Source organism: Arthrobacter sp. 05L44 (assembly GCF_056397605.1).
On sequence record NZ_JBFTNS010000005.1, the window covers coordinates 201,812 to 219,615 of the forward strand.

The following is a 17,804-nucleotide window of genomic DNA, read 5'->3' on the forward strand; positions in this document are numbered from 1 at the left end:
TTACTTGCGGATTCCGCGCGTAAACGGCTGATCCTTTGTGGGTTTCCTACAAGGTGGTGCGAAATGGCTCACTCGGCGCGGATGTCGGCGGGGCTGGCTGCGCCGCCGGTCCAGAGCTCCGTGACGCCCACCTTGGCCTGGCCGAGGAGGCCGCGGAGGGTGGAGACGGAGAGCCCGACGACGGCGTGCGGGTCGCCGTCGACCTTGCGGATGAAGGCCCCGCCGTAGCCGTCGATGGTGAAGGAACCGGCGCACTGGAGCGGTTCGCCGGTGGCGATGTAGGTGTCGATCTCCGCCTCGCTCATCTCCATGAAGTGGACCTCGGCGGAGGAGACGGCACCGAGGGTCGCTCCGGAGCCGGGGCTGATGTCGGCGTCGGTGTCGCGGCAGTCCACCAGCCAGTGGCCGGTGTGCAGCACCCCCATGCCGCCGCTCATCCGGAGCATCCGCTCCTTGGCGACGTCGGCGGTGTAGGGCTTGCCGTGGGCCTCGCCGTCGAACTCGAAGACAGAGTCGCAGCCGAGCACCAGTGCGCCGTGCGCCTCCGGGAGCGAGGCGACGGCCTCGGCCTTGGCGCGGGCCAGCAACAGGGCCGTGTCATGCGGGTCGGTCACGCCGTACCGGGCCTGCACGGCGTCCTCGTCAACATCGGAAACCAGGACTTCGTGGGCGATGCCGGCGTTGGCAAGCAGCTTGGTGCGGGCGGGGGACTGGGAGGCAAGGATGAGGCGGGTCACGGCACCAGCGTAGTGCCTTGGGGTGACAGTGTGGCGGGATAGGTAGCAGCCGTCGGCGGCAGAGCTCGACGGATCTCGGCCGAATGGCAGGAGCGCGACTCTATAGGGCGCGGCCTTATATTGTCAGACCCCTCCGATTGAATTGAGTCATGGAAGGCGATCGGAAGCTTTTCGGGGATTCTGTCGCTTCGGGCCAGGTGGTGGGAGACGCGGCGGCGATCATTGACGAGCTCCGGGCTTTGGAAGATCGCAAGTCCGCGATCTCAGCCAGACAGGCCTGCCTGGCCGTGGAGCTGGATCTTGCGCGGCGGCGGGAACAAGCCGACGCCGGGATGTCGGCGGACAAACTCGGTGCCGGGGTCGGGGCCGAAGTCGCCCTCGCGCGGCGCGAATCCCCCGCCAAAGGCTCGAGGTTGCTGGGCCTGGCCCGGGCGCTCGTAACCGAGATGCCGCACACCCTCGCCGCTTTGGAGTCGGGGCAGTTGAACGAGTGGCGGGCCACGCTCCTAGTCCGCGAAACCGCCTGCCTGGACGCAACCGACCGGGCCGCTGTCGACGAAGAACTCGCCGCCGACACCGGCACGTTCGACGGCGCCGGCGACCACGCCATCGTCTCCGCAGCCAAATCCGCCGCCTACCGCCACGACCCCCGCTCCGTCACCCAACGCGCCGCCCACGCCGACACCGAACGCAGCGTCAGTCTCCGCCCGGCCCCGGACACCATGTGCTACCTCACGGCCCTGCTCCCCGTCGCAGCCGGAGTCGCCGCCTACGCCGCCCTCAGCCGGCACGCCGACAGCGCCCGCGCCACCGGAGACCCACGAACCCGCGGCCAGGTAATGGCCGACACCCTGGTCGAACGGGTTACCGGCACCCCGGGAGGGATCACCGGCATCGAAGTCCAACTCGTCATGACCGACCGGACCCTCCTGACCGGAGGCAATGTGCCCGCCCGCCTCCCCGGCTACGGCATCGTCCCTGCCGGATGGGCCAGAAAACTCCTGGCGAGTAAGGGTGAAAACCCCGAGTTCGGAACTTGGGTTCGGAGGCTCTACACCGCTCCAGGCACCGGCGAACTCATCAGCATGGACTCGCGGGCCCGACTGTTCCCCGCCGGGCTGCGCCGTTTCATCGAAACCCGCGACAGCACCTGCCGCACGCCTTACTGCGACGCGCCCATCCGGCACCTGGACCACATCGTCCCCTGGTACCGCGGCGGAGAAACCACAGCAGCCAACGGCGCCGGGCTCTGCGAAGCCTGCAACCAAACCAAAGAAACCCCCGGCTGGACCGCACAGCAACGCCCCGGACCCGGGCGGCACACCATCCAGCTCACCACCCCCACCGGCCACAGCTACCGCTCCACAGCAGCCCCGCTGCCGGGGACCGGACCACCTAGCAGGTTTATTCGGGGGAGTGCCGTGGCGGAAGTTCGAAATCCGGAATCGGACCCCGACCCGGAAGCGGACCCGATCAGCAAACGCCGCCGCGCTCGCCACCGACGGGCAAAAACCCTGCTGCAGGCTCGCGTGGCGAATCGGGCTGCGGCTTGAGGGTACATCCAGCCAACAACCGGTTCGCCCGCCCACCAACAAAGCCGCCCGCCGATCGCAATGATCGACGGGCGGCCAGGTCGGACCAAACGGCCCCGGGCGCCTACCGTTACCGGGCCGCGGCCGCCGCTGGCTCGGCGTCACCGGCGTCAGTCTCCGCGGCGGACGCGGGCTTGCGCAGCTTGGCGCCTTCGACGTCGACGTCCGGCAGGATGCGGTCCAGCCACTTCGGCAGCCACCAGGCCTTGCTGCCCAGCAGGTACATCACGGCCGGGACGATGGTCATGCGCACCACGAAGGCGTCCACCAGCACACCGAAGGCCATCGCGAAGCCCAGCGGCCGCACCATGTTCAGGTGCGAGAATATGAAGCCGGAGAACACGCTGACCATAATGATCGCGGCCGCGGTGACCACGGCCGAGGCGTGGCTGAACCCGGTGCGGACCGCGTGTTTGGCCGTTTCGCCGTGCATGTAGGACTCCCGCATGCCGGAGGCGATGAAGACCTGGTAGTCCATGGCCAGGCCGAACAGCACACCGATAAGGATGATGGGCAGGAAGCTCAGTACCGCGCCGGGGTTCTCGACGCCGAACACGGAGCCCAGCCAGCCCCACTGGTACACCGCCACAACGCCGCCGAACGCCGCCGCGAGCGAGAGCAGGAAGCCGCCGGTGGCCAGCAGCGGCACCACGATGGATCGGAACACCAACAGCAGCAGGATCAGGGACAGCCCGACGACGATCGCCAGGTACGGCGGGAGCGCGTCACCGAGTTTGGTGGAGACATCCACGTTGCCGGCGGTCTGGCCGGTCAGGCCGATGCTGACGCCGGTGCTGTCCTTGATCTGGCCCTTCTCGGCGCGCAGCTCGGAGACCACCTTCACGGTGCTGGCGCTGGCCGGGCCTTCGGTGGGCAGGACCTGGAACACCGCGGTCCGGCGGTCCTCGCTGAGGGCCAGCGGGATGGCGGCCGCCACGTTGTCCGTGGCGCGCAGGATGTCCGCGACGTCGAGCTGTTTGCTTTGTGCTTCGGCGGCGGTCAGCCCTGCGGGGAAGTCGCCCACCACGATGATCGGGCCGGTCATGCCCTCGCCGAAGCTGCGCTTGGTGACGTCATAGGCCTTGAACGCCTGCGAGGCCACCGGCTCGGAGCTGGCGTCGGGAAGGGCCAGGCGCAGCTGGCTCGCGGGCAGCGCCACCACTCCCAGCAGCAGCACCCCGGCCAGCAGCGACAACCACGGGTGCCGCGTGACCACGCCGCCCCAGCCGTGGCTGCTGCGGTATTCGTCCCGGGCCCGGTCCTCGGTGTCGTGGCCCGGCGCGGCGTTGTGCCGGTCAGCCTTCGCCCAGGCGCGCTTGGAAACCAGCCGGCGGCCCACCAGCGACAGGACGGCCGGCGTCAGGGTCAGGGCAACGACGACGGCGACAGCCACCGTGGCGGCGGCGGACAGGCCCATCACGGCCAGGAACGGCAGCCCCGGCACCACCAGGGCGGAGAGGGCGATGATCACCGTGAGGCCGGCGAAGAGCACGGCGTTTCCGGAGGTGCCGGTGGCCAGGGCCACGGATTCCTCGGTGTCCATGCCGGCGAGCAGCTGGCCGCGGTGCCGGTTGACGATGAAGAGGGAGTAGTCGATGCCCACTGCGAGGCCGAGCATCAGGGCCAGCATGGGGGAGATCGAGCTCATGTCGAAGGCGCCGCTGAGCGCGAATGTGCCGCCGACGCCGACGGCTACACCGACGATCGCCATCAGCAGGGGCAGGCCTGCGGCGATCAGGGTGCCGAGCATCACGATCAGGACCAGGGCCGCCACGGCGATGCCGATGATCTCCGCGGTGCCGAAGATCTCGGAGATGTCCTCGCTGATTTCCTTGCTGGGCAGCGCGGTCACGTTGGCGGCGGATACTTCCTTGACGATGTCTTGGACGTTCTGGCGCACCTCCGGCTTGAGCCCGTTGATCGAGGTCTTGAACTGGACCTGCGCGATCGCGGCCTTGCCGTCCTCGGAGACAAACCGCAGGCCCTTGGAGGCGTCCAGCTGGCGTTTGCCCAGGGCCAGTTTGGCGTCACCGGACGCTAGTTCCTTCTTCCCGGCGTCGAGCTTTGCCTGGCCAGCGGCGAGGGCTGCCTTCTGCTGCCCGAGTTGGGCCTCGATGGCAGCGGGCGGCAGGCCCGCGGCGGCCATCTGCTTCTCGGCGTCGGCCAGCTGGGCCTTGCCGGCGGCGAGCTCGGCGGCGGCCTTGTCCAGCTGGGTCTTGCCGGCAGCGGCTTTCTGCTGGCCCGCGGTGAGGTCGGTGGAAGCCTTGTCCAGCTGGGCCTGGGTAGTGAAGGGGTCCACGGTGCCCTGCACGTCGGGGAGGGTCTTCAGCTTGGCCAGGGCCGCCGAGACGGCCTCCTTGCCGGCCTGGGAGAACTGCGCGTCATTGGCTTCGAAGACGATGCTCGCGGATCCGCCGGAGGAGGACGGGAGTTCCTTCTTGAGCTTGTCCGCCATCTGCTGGGTCTCGGTGCCCGGGATCTGGAAGTTGTTGGACAGGGTGCCGTGGAAGGCCGCCGCGGCTCCGCCGACGGCCACCATAACGGCGAGCCAGAGGGAGATGACCAGCCAGCGGTGGCGGTAGGAGAACTTGCCGAGGCGGTAGAGCAACAGAGCCATGTCAGGACCGATCTTGGGAAGGGGCGGGGCTGGAGGCCGCGGGGGCCGCCGGGATGGCGAATCCGGAGCCCAGCAGGCTCATGGAGTCGATAAGGAGCTGGCGAAGCGTGGACAGCGACTCCGCGGACAGGGAGCCCCCGCAGCGGTCGAACCAGACGTCCATGGCGGCCTTGCCGCAGTAGATGACGGAGCCGGCCAGTGCGCGCAGGTACAGTTCGTCGACCTCGACGCCGGTGCCCGGGGTGAAGCGTTCCCTGGCGGCGTCGATGATCTCGGCCGCGCAGTGGTCCCACGCTTCGAGCTCGGACCGGTTCAGCTGCGGGTTGGACTGGCTGAGGCTGTAGAGCTCGGCCAGCGGGGCCACGGTCATGGGGTCGGCCAGGGCAACCAGGGCCGCCCGGGCCGATTCCAGGATGGGCTCGGTGGAGGGGCGGAGCCGGAACTGCTGCAGCGCGGTGTCCAGGAACCCCTGCGTGACCGAGGCGATGGCACCCTCGGTGCTGCTGAAGTAGTTGAAGAACGTCCGACGGGAGATCCCGGCGGTCTCGGCGATGTCCTCCACCGTAAAATTGCCGGGACCTTTGTCGCGGAGCAGGCCGTGCGCGGCGTCCGTGATGGCCTGCCGGGTGGCGGTCTTGTTCAGTTCACGGCGCGACGGCGGTGCGGCTGTGCCCGGCGGGCCCGCGAGGGGAGGAGTAGGCATGCGCTTACACTATGTGCATGTTTGCACTCCGTGCAACTTTGTGGCGACGGGATACGCCCCGGAAATCGTCAGCTGCTGAGCTGGATGGACTGGCCCGTGGCGCCGGGCTCGCCCTCGCGCAGCGGAATCGCGAAGACCGCCGTCCCGTAGGCGCAGATCTCCGTCCAGTTGTTGGCCATATGCGCGGTATCGAACCGCATGGCCACAATGGCATTGGCGCCCCGCTGGGCGGCCTCGGCGGTCATTCGGGCCATGACCTCCTGCCGGCTCTCGTAGAGCACCTGCGTCAGCTCGCGCAATTCACCGCCGGCCAGGGACCGGAGGCCCGCGACCACCTGAGCGCCGACGTCCCGCGACCGGACGGTCAGGCCCATAACTTCGCCGAAGACGGCGTCGATCCGGTGGCCGGGGATCTCGTTGGATGTGACGATCAGCATGACCTGAGCCTAGCCACCCGGCGGCCCTGTGCAAGGGGCCGGTGCGGGAAATGCGCACCAACATTCACAGGAACATAAAAGGTTCCCAACAGCTCCCACAGAACCTCGTGGCCCAGACTGGAAGTACCTTGTGAGTAGGACGTAGGCAACGGAGCCGTCGCTGGACGGCAGATCCAGGAGAGCGCACATGACACGCACGAAGAGCATCACGCTGGGCATTTCGGCCGGTGTCCTCGCCATCGGCGCGGGCCTTGGTATCGCCGGGATGGCCTCCGCCACCACGACGCCGGCGCCCAGTCCCAGCGCCAGCGCCTCGCCCGATGCGCGGAACGGGGAGCCGGGCGACGGGATGGGGATGCGCGGTGGCCATGGCCACGGCGGCGAACGGGGAGGTTTCGGCGGCGTGCGCGTCACGGAACTCGCCACCAAGCTCGGCGTTGACAAGACCAAGCTCACCGACGCTTTGAAGGCCTTCCGCGACGCCCACAAACCGGCTGAGCGGCCGGCCGAAGGAACCCGACCGGACCGCACGGCCCTGGAGGCAGAACTGGCCAAGTCCCTCGCGTCGTCGTTGGGCATCGACGAGGCCAAGGTCAAGACGGCCCTGTCCGAACTCCGCACCGCTGAGCAGGCCGACCACGCCGCGGCCCTGAAGAGCAGGCTGGACAAGGCCGTCAGTGACGGGAAGCTGACGCAGGCCGAAGCCGATGCGGTCACCAAGGCCGTTGAGAAGGGCGTCATCGGCGGCGGCGGGCGCTGACACAACACCTCCGGCCCCGCGAACCACGCCTGAGCACCGAATCTGAACACAAACGTAGTCCCCGGGAGAAGATCCCGGGGACTACGTTCGTTCGGCGGAGAGTGCAGCGGYGGAGAGGGCAGTTTCTGCCCGCGGCCTAGGCGGAGGTCCCAGCCAGCTCGCGCTCGCGTGCCGGGGCGCCGTCGTCGGCAGCGTCAACAGCGTCATCGGTGAACGGGTCGCCGTTGCGCGGGGCGTTGTACAGCGCCTCATCCAGGATGCCCTGGCGCTTGGCAACGATGGTGGGGACCAGCGCCTGGCCTGCCACGTTGACGGCGGTGCGGCCCATGTCCAGGATCGGGTCGATGGCCAGCAGGAGCCCGACGCCGGCCAGCGGCAGTCCCAGGGTGGAGAGCGTCAGGGTCAGCATCACCACGGCTCCGGTGGTTCCGGCGGTCGCAGCGGAGCCCAGCACGGAAACCAGGGCGATCAGCAGGTACTGGCTGAAATCGAGCTGGATGCCGAAGAACTGGGCCACGAAGATCGCGGACACAGCCGGGTAAATCGCGGCGCAGCCGTCCATCTTGGTGGTGGCGCCCAGCGGCACGGCGAAGGAGGCGTAGCCGCGGGGAACACCGAGGGAGCGTTCGGTCACGCGCTGGGTCAGGGGCAGCGTGCCCACCGAGGAGCGGGAGACGAAGGCCAGCTGCACGGCGGGCCAGACGCCGGAGAAGTACTGCTTGACGGAGAGGCCGTGGCTGCGGACCAGGATGGGGTAGACGACGAACAGCACCAGGGCCAGGCCGGCGTAGATGGCGACCGTGAACTTCCCGAGCGAACCGATGGTGTCCCAGCCGTAAACGGCTACGGCGTTGCCGATCAGGCCGACGGTGCCGAGCGGGGCGATCCGGATGATCCACCACAGGACCTTTTGGATCACGGCCAGGGCCGAGGCGTTGAGGTTCAGGAACGGCTCGGCGGCCTTGCCCACCTTCAGGGCGGCGACACCGACGGCGATCGCGATCACCAGGATCTGCAGCACGTTGAAGCTCACGACGGTGGTGGTGGCGCCGTCGGCGACCGTGGTGCTCGCACCCAGGCCCAGGAAGTTCTTCGGGAAGAGTCCGATCAGGAAGGCCCACCAGCTGCCGACCTTGGTCGGGGCCTCGCCCTGTCCGGAGATGCCGGTGTTGGCGCCGGGCTGCAGGATGACGCCCAGACCGATGCCGATCAGCACCGCGATCAGCGAGGTGATGGCGAACCAGAGCAGCGTGTTCCAGGCCAGCCGGGCTGCGTTGGAGACGGCGCGGAGGTTGGAAATGGAGCTGACGACGGCCGTGAAAATCAGCGGCACAACGGCGGTCTGCAGCAGCGAGACGTAGCTCGAGCCGATGGTCTGCAGGGTGGCGCCGAGGGCGTTGGGGTTGGTCTTCGTGCTGCCCGTGTACTTCGCGAGCAGGCCGAGGCCCAGGCCCACGATCAGGGCGGCGATGATCTGGAAGCCGAAGGAGCCGGCCCATTTGGGCAGCTGGAAACCGGGCTTGCCTGCGGTGGCGGGGGTGCTTGTCTGAGTGGTCACCCGGCTACGCTAGGACCGTGGCTTTTAGCACGGCCAACGAACGTTGAGAAATGTTACGCGTTGCCGCTCCGTCGCCCGCGCCGAAACCCCCGGAAYTCCGCCGAAAGACCATGCGTTTGTGAAGTTATTCCAGCCCGGGGTGTGGTGATTGTCTCGCCATCGGGGTGGCGCTTCGCGGCAACTTTTCCGAAAAACGTTGCCGCGAAGTGCTGTCTCGATGCGGAACCGGCGCCTAGAGTGATCGCCATGGCTATCGCACGCTTCCCGACCGTCGTCCTGGATTGTCCCGACCCCAACGCCCTGGCGGAGTTTTATGGCGCCCTGCTCGACTGGAAGGTCGAGCACGACGACGACGGCGGCTGGAGCTCGGTCCGCGCCGAGTACGGCGATTCGATGAGCTTCCAGAAGGTGGACTCCTTCCGGCCGCCGCAGTGGCCCGGCCAGGAAGTCCCGCAGCAGATGCACCTCGACTTGGTCGTCGATGACCTGGACGACGCAGAGGCGGCGGTGCTCGGGCTCGGCGCTGCCAAGCACGAACACCAGCCGGGGACCACCTTCCGGGTCTTCCTCGACCCGGCCGGCCACCCCTTTTGCCTCTGCCTCAGCTAAACCCGCCCGCGGACAAGAGTGCGGGCGGGAGAACGCCTACCCCAGCAGCGCCCGCTTGAGGGTGTCCAGCCCCACGGAGCCCATGTTGAGCGCCTTGGTGTGGAAGGCCTTGAGGTCGAAGCCCGGACGGGATTCGAGCTCGGCGCGGATCTGCTCCCAGAGCCGCTGGCCCACCTTGTACGACGGCGCCTGCCCCGGCCAGCCGAGGTAGCGGGTGAACTCGAACTTGAGCTGGCCCTCGCTGATGGCGAGGTTCTGCTTCAGGAACTCGTACCCGGTGTCCGGAGTCCAGGTGCCCGACCCCCAACGCTCGGGCACCTCCAACTCCAGGTGCACGCCGATGTCGAACACCACCCGGGCGGCCCGCATGCGCTGCATGTCCAGCATGCCCATGTGGTCGCCCGGATCCTTCAAATAGCCAAGCTCCTGCATCAGCTTCTCCGCATACAGGGCCCAGCCTTCGCCGTGGCCGGACGTCCAGCAGACGTTCCGGCGCCACTTGTTCAGCAGCTCGCGGCGGTAGGTGGCGGTGGCCACCTGCAAGTGGTGGCCCGGAACACCCTCGTGGTAGACCGTGGTGGTCTCGGCCCAGGTGGTGAAGGTGTCCTCGCCCGGCGGGACTGACCACCACATGCGGCCCGGACGGCTGAAGTCGTCCGACGGTCCGGTGTAGTAGATGCCGCCTTCCTGGGTGGGGGCGATCTTGCACTCGAGGGTCTTCATGGCCTCCGGGATGTCAAAGTGCACGCCGGCGAGGTCCGCGACGGCCTTGTCGGAGAGCTCCTGCATCCAGGCCCGGAGGGCGTCGGTGCCCTTGAGCTGGCGGGAGGGGTCGTTGTCCAGGATTTCCTTGGCCTCCGCGATGGAGGCGCCCGGCCGGATCTGGTTGGCGACCCGCTCCTGTTCGGCGATCAGGCGGTCCAGCTCCTGGACACCCCAGGCATACGTCTCCTCCAGGTCCACGGTGGCGCCGAGGAAGGACCGCGAGGCCAGGGCGTAGCGCTCGCGGCCGACGGCGTCCTTCTCCGGGGCGGCCGGCAGCAGTTCGGCTTCCAGGAAGCCGGCGAGCCGGGCGTAGGCAGCGCGGGCGGCGGCAGCACCGGCGTCGAGCTTGGCCTGCACGTCCTCGGGGAGCGGGCCCTCGGCGGTGGTTGCCTCGGCGGCCAGCTTGGCGAAGAACCCGTCGTCGGCGGCGTGCTTGGTGGTCTGTTCGATGACGATCCGCACCTGCCGGGCCGCGGAGACGCGGCCGGCGTCCCGGGCCGTACGCAGGGACACGATGTAGCCGTCCAGCGCGGGCGGAACGTTGTGGGCGCGGCCGGCAATGTGGTCCCACTGCGCGGCCGTGTCCATCGGCATCAGGTCAAAGATCGCCCGGATTTCCTGCGCGGGGGAGGCGATGTTGTTCAGGTCGGCCAGGTCCCAGCCCGAATCGTGGATTTCCAGCTGCAGCCCCAGGCGTTCCCGCATGGCATCGAGGGTAACGGCGTCGACGTCGTCCGCGGGCTCCAGGCCGTCCAGCGCGGCGAGGGCCTCGCGCGCGGCGGCAGCGAACTCCTCGTGTCCGGCCGGGGAGAAGTCCGGGTACTCGGTCTCGTGGCCCGGCAGGCCCAGCTCGGTGGCGAAACTCGGGTTAAGCCGGATCAGCGTGTCCGTGAACGCGTCGGCAACGCCGTCGATCGCGGTCTGCGGGCGCGACGGCACCGGGGTGGCGGGGGAGGTGTTGTGGTTTGTTTCGGTAGTCACCCGATCGAGACTAGCCGCACCGGGCCAGTTATGAAAGGGTTACTGAACTTTTCTTAGCCGCGGCTGCGCTTCCACGAACCCGGGCCCGGTTTCGGTGCCAGCTGGAGCTGCTGCCGCCGGATCCAGTGCCGCGCGGTCGGCTTCTCCGCAGCCGCCGCCTCGCCGCTCCCGAGGGCGAGGACGACGGCGGTCAGCGCCGCAAGTTCCTCCGCCGTCGGCTCGCCCTTCGCGATGGCGAGCAGCGGCTGCTCCGGTGCCGTCAGGCCGGGTTCGCCGGTGCTGTCGGGGGCGGTCACAGCGGGATGTTCCCGTGCTTTTTGGCCGGCAGGCCGGCGCGTTTGTCGCGCAGGGCGCGCAGGCCTTTGATGATCTGCAGGCGGGTTTCCGACGGCGCGATGACGGCGTCGACGTAGCCGAGCTGGGCGGCCTGGTACGGGTTGAGGAGTTCCTCCTCGTACTGCTGGATGACCTCGGCACGCTTGGCCTCAACGTCGCCGCCGGCCTCGGCGACGGCGGCCAGCTCGCGGCGGTACAGGATGTTCACCGCGCCCTGGGCGCCCATCACGCCGATCTGCGCGGTGGGCCAGGCCAGGTTGAGGTCGGCGCCGAGCTTCTTGGACCCCATCACGATGTACGCCCCGCCGTAGGCCTTGCGCGTGATGACGGTCAGCTTGGGAACCGTGGCCTCGGCGTAGGCGTAGAGGAGCTTGGCGCCGCGGCGGATGATGCCCTGGAACTCCTGGTCCTTGCCCGGCAGGAAGCCCGGAACGTCCACGAGGGTGATGATCGGGATGTTGAACGCGTCGCAGTGCCGCACGAACCGGGCGGCCTTCTCCGACGCGGCAATGTCCAGCGTGCCGGCGAACTGCATGGGCTGGTTGGCGACGATGCCGACCGTGTGGCCCTCGACGCGGCCGTAGCCGATCATGACATTCGGCGCGTACAGCGACTGCATCTCCAGGAAGTGCCCGTCGTCGACGATCTGCTCGATCACCTTGCGCATGTCGTAGGGCTGGTTCGCGGAGTCCGGGATGAGGGTATCCAGGGCGAGGTCGTCGTCGTCGGTCTCCGGCTGCTGGCTGTGCTCGAGCACCGGAGCTTCGGCGAGGTTGTTGGACGGCAGGAAGTCCAGCAGTTCGCGGACGAACTCGACGGCGTCCGCCTCATCGGCGGCGAGGTAGGTGGACGTGCCGGTGTTGGCGTTGTGCTGCCGTGCGCCGCCGAGGGTCTCCATGTCCACGTCCTCGCCGGTGACGGTCTTGATGACGTCCGGACCGGTGATGAACATGTGCGAGGTCTTGTCCACCATGACCACGTAGTCGGTCAGGGCGGGGGAGTAGGCCGCGCCGCCGGCGGAGGGGCCCATGATGAGCGAGATCTGCGGGACGACGCCGGACGCGTGGACGTTGTTGCGGAAGATGTCCGCGAACATGGCGAGGGATGCCACGCCTTCCTGGATGCGGGCGCCGCCGCCGTCGAGGATGCCCACCACGGGGCAGCCGTTGCGGAGCGCGAACTCCTGGACCTTGACGATCTTCTCGCCGTTGACCTGGCTCAGGGAGCCGCCGTACACGGAGAAGTCCTGGCTGTAGACCGCCACGGGCCGGCCATCGACAGTGCCGTAGCCAGACACGAGGCCGTCACCCAGCGGCTTCTTCTTCTCCATACCGAACGCCGTGGAGCGGTGCACGGCGAGGGCGTCCAGTTCCACGAAGGAACCGGCGTCGAGGAGGAGGTCGATGCGCTCGCGGGCAGTGTTCTTGCCGCGGGCGTGCTGTTTCGCGACCGCTTCCGGGCCGGAGGGCTGCTCGGCACGGGCCTGGCGGTCGCGGAAATCGGCAATCTTTCCCGCGGTCGTGGTCAGATCGTGGCTCATCAAGTGTCTCCGGCTCTGTTGTTCTAGCGGTTGTACTCTGTGCTGGTGCTCGGCGGCCGCGCTTAAGTGGATTCCACACAAAAACCTGGCCGTGCTGGCAAGTCTAATGACGGTTTTGGTCCAAGCCGCTGTAGAAAACCTACAATTTTCCCTCGACGTCCCGCCGCACCCCCGCATTCCGCGGGAGTCCGGGCTGGTCCGCTTCCGCCGGCGTCGGCGCCCCAACTGTGGCCCGGCCACCCGGGAATCCACTATGTTACTGGCCGGTAACATCGGCTAGAGTGTGCGTATGACTTCAAGCAACGACGCTTCGGACAGCACCCAGCACCCGGGCCCGCAGGGACCCTACCAGGCCACCGGCTCCCTGGCGGGCCGCACCATCCTGATGTCCGGCGGCAGCCGGGGAATCGGCCTGGCGATCGCCACCCGGGCCGCCCGCGACGGCGCGAACATTGTGCTCCTGGCCAAGACCGGGCAGCCGCATGCCAAGCTCGAAGGCACGGTGTACTCCGCGGCCGAGGCGATTGAGGCCGCCGGGGGCCAGGCGCTGCCGCTGGTGGGCGATGTCCGCAACGACGCCGACGTCGCCGGCGCGGTGGCGTCCGCCGTCGAGCGTTTCGGCGGGATCGACATTGTCATCAACAACGCCTCCGCGATCGACCTCTCCAAAACCGACGGCCTGGACATGAAGCGGTATGACCTGATGCAGGACATCAACGTCCGCGGCACGTTCCTCCTCTGCAAGCTCGCCCTGCCGGCGCTGCGCGAATCCACCGCCGGGCAGATCCTCACCCTGTCCCCGCCGCTGAACCTTGACCCCAAGTGGGCCGGCCTGCACCTGGCGTACACCATGGCCAAGTACGGCATGAGCCTGACCACCCTGGGCCTGGCCGAGGAGTTGAAGGTGGACGGGATCAGCGTGAATTCGCTGTGGCCGTGCACCCTGATCGACACCGCCGCGATCCGCAATATGCCCGGCGGCGAGCAGATCGTCCGCGGCGCCCGCGGTCCGCAGATCATGGCCGACGCTGCCCACGCCATCCTCACGGCCGGCAACGCGATTCCGGCCTCCGGGAGCTGGAGCGGGAATTTCTACACCGACGAGGAGGTCCTGGCCGCGGCCGGGGTCACCGACTTCGCGCCGTACAGCCTTGGTGCGCCCGAGGACCGGCTGGTACCTGACATTTTCCTCTGAGTTTCCGGCGGGTTCGCACCTTTAAGAGGCTCTGCGGTGCCTGGCCAGGCGCCCTCCAGGCGGTTACTCGGTAGGATTCAAGCATGGAAGACGCACAGGAGTCACCGGACCGTCCGCCCCTGGACCAGGGCGCCCTGGGCGATGCCGCCTTCCTGTCCGCGAACGGTATTGCGCAACTGACCGTCGTCGAATCCACCGGCTCCACCAACGCGGACCTGCTGCGCGGCGTGAGTGTCGATCCCAATGCCTGGCCGGACCTGTCCGTGCTCACCGCCGAATTCCAGACCGCCGCCCGGGGCCGTCTGGACCGGCAGTGGGAAGCGCCGGCCCGCAGCTCCATCTCCGTCTCGATCGTGCTCCGGCCTGTCAACGCCGAGGGCAGGCCCTTGCCCACCCAGACGTACTCATGGCTGTCGCTGCTCGCGGCCCTCGCGCTGCGGGAGGCGCTGCTGGAGACCGCCGGGATTCCGGCCGAACTCAAGTGGCCCAATGATGTGCTGGTCCGCGGCAAGAAGATCGCCGGCATCCTCGCCCAGCTGGGCCCCATGGGCGACGGCGCCGTGCCCCCTGTCATCCTTGGCACCGGCCTGAACGTCACCCTGACGGCGGCAGAACTCCCGGTCCCCACCGCCACCTCGGTGCTGCTCGAGGGCCCCGCCACCGTGGACCGGACCGTCCTGCTCAAGAGCTACCTGTCCCGCTTCGCCACGCTGTACCGCAGCTTCTGCAACGCCGATGGCGACCCCGCCGCCGGGATGGCCGGCGGCCCCTCGCTGCACAAGCGCGTGGAGCACGTCCTGACGACCCTCGGCAAGCAGGTGCGCGCCCAGCTCCCCGGCGACCACGAGATCATCGGCCATGCCAGCCGGCTGGATGAATACGGATCCCTGCTGGTGGTCGACGCCGCCGGGCACGAGCACGTGGTGACCGCCGGCGACGTCGTACACCTGCGCCCCTGGACCCCGCCCGGCGAGGCCGCCGGCGAAAGCGGCTATGCGTAAAGAGCTCCTCCCGGGCGAACAAGTAATTGTTGTGACCCGCCCCCAGCCCCGGACGCTGATTGGTCCGGCCCTGGTCCTGATCGTCGTCTCAGCCCTCACGGCCTTCGCCTGCGCCTGGATTGTGAAGGGCGGCCCGGTCCGGCTGATCCCGCTGGCCACCCCGGGCTGGACGCCGTGGCTGATCGGCCTCTGCCTGGCGCTGGCCGCCTGGGTGCTGCTGGCGTACTGCCTCCCGAGGACCGTGTCCTGGCATGCCAGCCGCTACACCCTGACCAGCCGGCGCCTGATTGCCCGTTACGGGATGCTGCGGCGCCGCGACCAGCAGATTCCGCTGGCCGCCGTGCGTAATGTGTTCATCGAACAGACCCTGCTCCAACGGACCCTGCGCTCGGGGAATATATCCTTGGATACCGGGTACCCCGCCAACACGGTGATTCCGGACGTCCCGGAGGTCATGACGTTCCGGAGCTTCATCCTCGACGCACTTGATGAACTTCCGGAGGGTGAAGTGTTTGACGCCCGCGACACGGTGCGCGGTCCCGACGATTGGCCCCTGGACATGAGAGAAGGTGGAAGAGATGAACGCTGAGCACGTGCACCCTGACACCGGACTCCTGGCCGCCGATCCCTCGGATGTCCCCGACGTGGTGCTCGACGCAGCCTCCCTCGAGGCCGCCGTCCTCGATTCCGTTGCGGCCTCCGACGCCGTTGACCCGGCGGACGCCGTTGATCCGGCGGACGCCGGGCCCGACGCCGAGCTGGACACCGACACCGACGCCGATCCGGGCACAGCCGCCGCCGATTCGGACGCCGACGCCGGCGCGGAGCCGCCGGTTGCCCCGCCCACCAGCACCATGTCCGCCGAACGGCTCGCCGCCAAAGCACTGGAGCAGCGCCTCCTCGGCGGCGAACGCAAGCTGCGCCGCCGCGAAATTGCCGCCGGGGCAGGGCTCTCGCTCCTTTCCGCCCGGAAACTCTGGCGCGCCCTCGGATTCCCCAATCTTGGCGATGAGGACGTCGCGTTCACCGAACGGGACCAGACGGCGCTGAACACGATTGTGGACCTGGTCCGCACCGGCAAACTCACCGAGGAAGCCGCTATCTCCGTGACCCGCGCCATCGGCCAGATGACGGACCGGATGGTGGTCTGGCAGATCGAGGCGCTGGTGGAGGACATGGTCCACCAGCAGGGGGTGACGGACGCCGTCGCCCGCAAACGGCTGGTCAGCGAACTGCCATCACTGGTGGACGCGCTGGAAGAAATGCTGGTCTACTCCTGGCGCCGCCAGCTCAACGCCGGAGTCCAGCGGCTGGCCGTGCGCGCCGAAGCCGGTCTTGCCTCCAGCGAGGAAGGCCGGGAAGGGGACGAGGACGACGCGCCGCTGCCCCTGGCCCGCGCCGTCGGTTTCGCGGACCTGGTCTCCTACACCAGCCTGTCCCGCCGCATGAACGAGAAAACCCTCGCCCAGCTGGTGCAGCGCTTCGAAAACAAGTGCGCCGAGATCATCTCCGTCGGCGGCGGCCGGCTGGTCAAGACCGTGGGCGATGAAGTCCTCTACATCGCCGAAACCCCGGCCGCCGGCGCCGAGATCTCCCTGGCCCTCGCCCAGGCCTTCAACGAGGACGAGATCCTGCCCCAGGCCCGCGTTGCCATGGTGTGGGGCCGGATCCTCTCCCGGCTGGGCGATATCTACGGGCCCACCGTCAATCTCGCCGCCCGGCTCACCGCGCTGGCCGATCCCGGGACCGTGCTGGTGGACTCCATGACCGCGGCCGCCCTCGAACGCGACGAACGCTTTGTGCTGCTGCCGCGGGACGCGGAAAACGTCCGGGGATTCGGCGAAATCCACCCGGTCGAGCTGCAGCGCGGCAGCGGAAGGGGCCTGGTCCTGGACTAGGCGCCCACGGGACACGCGCCCGGGCTTCCGTAACCCCGCGCCGGGGGTTTCTCTATTCGATGGTCAATATGTCATAGTCGTGGTTATCCGGCCACGCCAAGGCACTTCACCGCGCCCGCCGGGCGTGACTCTGGGGGACAGCAGCACATGAAGAACATCCTCGATACCGTGCGGGCACTAACACGCCCCGGTTTCCGTGCTGCCCCGCCCGTCTCCGCTGCCCGGCCCTCTGCTGCCCGTTCACGTGCGGGTCGTCGTCGTGTGGTGGTGGGGTCTTTTGTGGTGGCTGGTGTGGTGTTGGTGGCGGGTGCGGTGATTTATCCGGGGTTTAAGACCACTGAGGTGGATTTGAACGATGGTGGTGTGTGGGTGGTGTCGAAGGCGAAGAATGCTGTGGGGCGGTTTCGACGGTGAATGGTTTTGATGAGGAGAGTTCGGAGCCGGTGCTGTCGGGGGCGCAGGGGACGGTGTCGGTGGTGGGTGCTGATGACCGGATTTATAGTGCTGATCCGGTGTCGGGCCGGGTGACGGTGACGAGTGTGGATGCGGATGGGCGGGCGACGGATTCGCAGGCGAGTACCTGGGAGGGTTTGAAGGGTGCCGGCGGTATCCAGTTGACCGTGGTGGGGGACCGGCCGGTGGTGTTGGATGCTGGCCGGGGGAAGTTGTTGTTGCCRGGCGGGCGTGAGTTGGGGTTGGCGGATGCGCGGGATGCGCGGTTGCAGCAGCCTGGTCCGGGGGCGGATGCGGTGGCTGTGGCGACGCCGAAGGCGTTGTTGGAGGTGCCGTTGGATGGTTCGACGGCGAAGACGGTGACGTTTGGGGGTCAGGGGGTTCCTGCGGCTCCGGTGCAGTTGGGTGGGTGTGTGCATGCTGCGTGGGCTGGGGCGAATAAGTATGTGCGGGATTGTGTGAGTGATGTTGATGATAAGAACGTCGAGGTCCCGAAGGCGTCTGCGTCGCCGTCGTATGTGTTCCGGGTGAACCGGGATGTGGTGGTGCTTAATGATGTGAATTCGGGGAATGTGTGGTTGGTGAACCAGAACATGCAGCTGGTGAACAACTGGGACGACGT

Annotated in this window: 15 protein-coding genes and 1 pseudogene; 8 read left to right on the plus strand and 8 right to left on the minus strand. The window is 68.2% G+C overall.

The genetic code is table 11. From position 1 onward, the window contains the following. Window positions 1-68: 68 nt before the first annotated feature. Window positions 69-737 (minus strand): Maf family protein, encoded by a 669-nt coding sequence (locus AC1DHY_RS12300; protein ID WP_476903695.1) that lies wholly within the window; start codon window positions 735-737, stop codon window positions 69-71. A 149-nt stretch (window positions 738-886) separates the two neighbouring features. Between AC1DHY_RS12300 and AC1DHY_RS12305 the strand changes: the two genes are divergently transcribed. Then, window positions 887-2,290, plus strand: a complete 1,404-nt coding sequence (locus AC1DHY_RS12305) for an HNH endonuclease (protein WP_476880348.1) — start codon at window positions 887-889, stop codon at window positions 2,288-2,290. A gap of 109 nt (window positions 2,291-2,399) precedes the next feature. Here the strand turns inward: AC1DHY_RS12305 and AC1DHY_RS12310 are convergent, their stop codons facing one another. From AC1DHY_RS12310 to AC1DHY_RS12320, 3 genes are all read right to left on the minus strand, one after another. Then, window positions 2,400-4,946 (minus strand): MMPL family transporter, encoded by a 2,547-nt coding sequence (locus AC1DHY_RS12310; RefSeq protein ID WP_476903696.1) that lies wholly within the window; start codon window positions 4,944-4,946, stop codon window positions 2,400-2,402. A 1-nt stretch (window position 4,947) separates the two neighbouring features. Continuing rightward, on the minus strand, window positions 4,948-5,649 hold the full coding sequence (locus tag AC1DHY_RS12315; protein ID WP_476880493.1) for a TetR/AcrR family transcriptional regulator: 702 nt from the start codon (window positions 5,647-5,649) through the stop codon (window positions 4,948-4,950). Window positions 5,650-5,717: 68 nt separating this feature from the next. Continuing rightward, window positions 5,718-6,086 carry a YbjQ family protein gene (locus AC1DHY_RS12320; RefSeq protein ID WP_476880492.1) on the minus strand — a complete coding sequence of 123 codons (369 nt, stop codon included), beginning with the start codon at window positions 6,084-6,086 and terminating at the stop codon, window positions 5,718-5,720. Between the two features lie 187 nt (window positions 6,087-6,273). Between AC1DHY_RS12320 and AC1DHY_RS12325 the strand changes: the two genes are divergently transcribed. After that, a complete protein-coding gene (locus AC1DHY_RS12325; protein ID WP_476903697.1) occupies window positions 6,274-6,846 on the plus strand; it encodes a hypothetical protein in 573 nt (190 codons plus the stop codon). Window positions 6,847-6,982: 136 nt separating this feature from the next. On the opposite strand, the gene AC1DHY_RS12330 is transcribed toward AC1DHY_RS12325, so the two are convergent. Beyond that, window positions 6,983-8,404: a dicarboxylate/amino acid:cation symporter gene (locus AC1DHY_RS12330; protein ID WP_476880605.1), complete on the minus strand. Its 1,422-nt coding sequence runs from the start codon at window positions 8,402-8,404 to the stop codon at window positions 6,983-6,985. Between the two features lie 246 nt (window positions 8,405-8,650). Between AC1DHY_RS12330 and AC1DHY_RS12335 the strand changes: the two genes are divergently transcribed. Then, entirely contained in the window at window positions 8,651-9,013 is a 363-nt protein-coding gene (locus tag AC1DHY_RS12335; protein WP_476880604.1) for a VOC family protein, read from the plus strand. Window positions 9,014-9,049: 36 nt separating this feature from the next. On the opposite strand, the gene AC1DHY_RS12340 is transcribed toward AC1DHY_RS12335, so the two are convergent. Genes AC1DHY_RS12340 through AC1DHY_RS12350 form a run of 3 tightly spaced genes read right to left on the minus strand, consistent with a single transcriptional unit; the run spans window position 9,050 to window position 12,635 of the window. After that, window positions 9,050-10,759 carry a DUF885 domain-containing protein gene (locus tag AC1DHY_RS12340; protein WP_476903698.1) on the minus strand — a complete coding sequence of 570 codons (1,710 nt, stop codon included), beginning with the start codon at window positions 10,757-10,759 and terminating at the stop codon, window positions 9,050-9,052. A gap of 53 nt (window positions 10,760-10,812) precedes the next feature. Further along, complete coding sequence (locus AC1DHY_RS12345) at window positions 10,813-11,055, minus strand: acyl-CoA carboxylase subunit epsilon (protein WP_476880235.1); 243 nt, start codon at window positions 11,053-11,055, stop codon at window positions 10,813-10,815. Continuing rightward, window positions 11,052-12,635 (minus strand): acyl-CoA carboxylase subunit beta, encoded by a 1,584-nt coding sequence (locus AC1DHY_RS12350; protein WP_476880234.1) that lies wholly within the window; start codon window positions 12,633-12,635, stop codon window positions 11,052-11,054. The genes AC1DHY_RS12345 and AC1DHY_RS12350 overlap by 4 nt, the downstream gene beginning before the upstream one ends. 289 nt (window positions 12,636-12,924) lie before the next feature. On the opposite strand from AC1DHY_RS12350, the gene AC1DHY_RS12355 reads away from it, so the two are divergent. The 5 genes and pseudogenes from AC1DHY_RS12355 to AC1DHY_RS12375 form a co-directional block, all read left to right on the plus strand. Continuing rightward, entirely contained in the window at window positions 12,925-13,830 is a 906-nt protein-coding gene (locus AC1DHY_RS12355; RefSeq protein WP_476880233.1) for an SDR family oxidoreductase, read from the plus strand. An 83-nt stretch (window positions 13,831-13,913) separates the two neighbouring features. Beyond that, window positions 13,914-14,831, plus strand: a complete 918-nt coding sequence (locus AC1DHY_RS12360) for a biotin--[acetyl-CoA-carboxylase] ligase (RefSeq protein ID WP_476880232.1) — start codon at window positions 13,914-13,916, stop codon at window positions 14,829-14,831. Next, window positions 14,824-15,420 (plus strand): PH domain-containing protein, encoded by a 597-nt coding sequence (locus AC1DHY_RS12365; protein ID WP_476903699.1) that lies wholly within the window; start codon window positions 14,824-14,826, stop codon window positions 15,418-15,420. The genes AC1DHY_RS12360 and AC1DHY_RS12365 overlap by 8 nt, the downstream gene beginning before the upstream one ends. Window positions 15,421-15,685: 265 nt before the next feature. Then, window positions 15,686-16,729 carry an adenylate/guanylate cyclase domain-containing protein gene (locus AC1DHY_RS12370; protein WP_476903704.1) on the plus strand — a complete coding sequence of 348 codons (1,044 nt, stop codon included), beginning with the start codon at window positions 15,686-15,688 and terminating at the stop codon, window positions 16,727-16,729. Window positions 16,730-16,876: 147 nt separating this feature from the next. Next, a pseudogene (locus tag AC1DHY_RS12375) lies at window positions 16,877-17,804 on the plus strand (hypothetical protein); the annotation flags it as partial.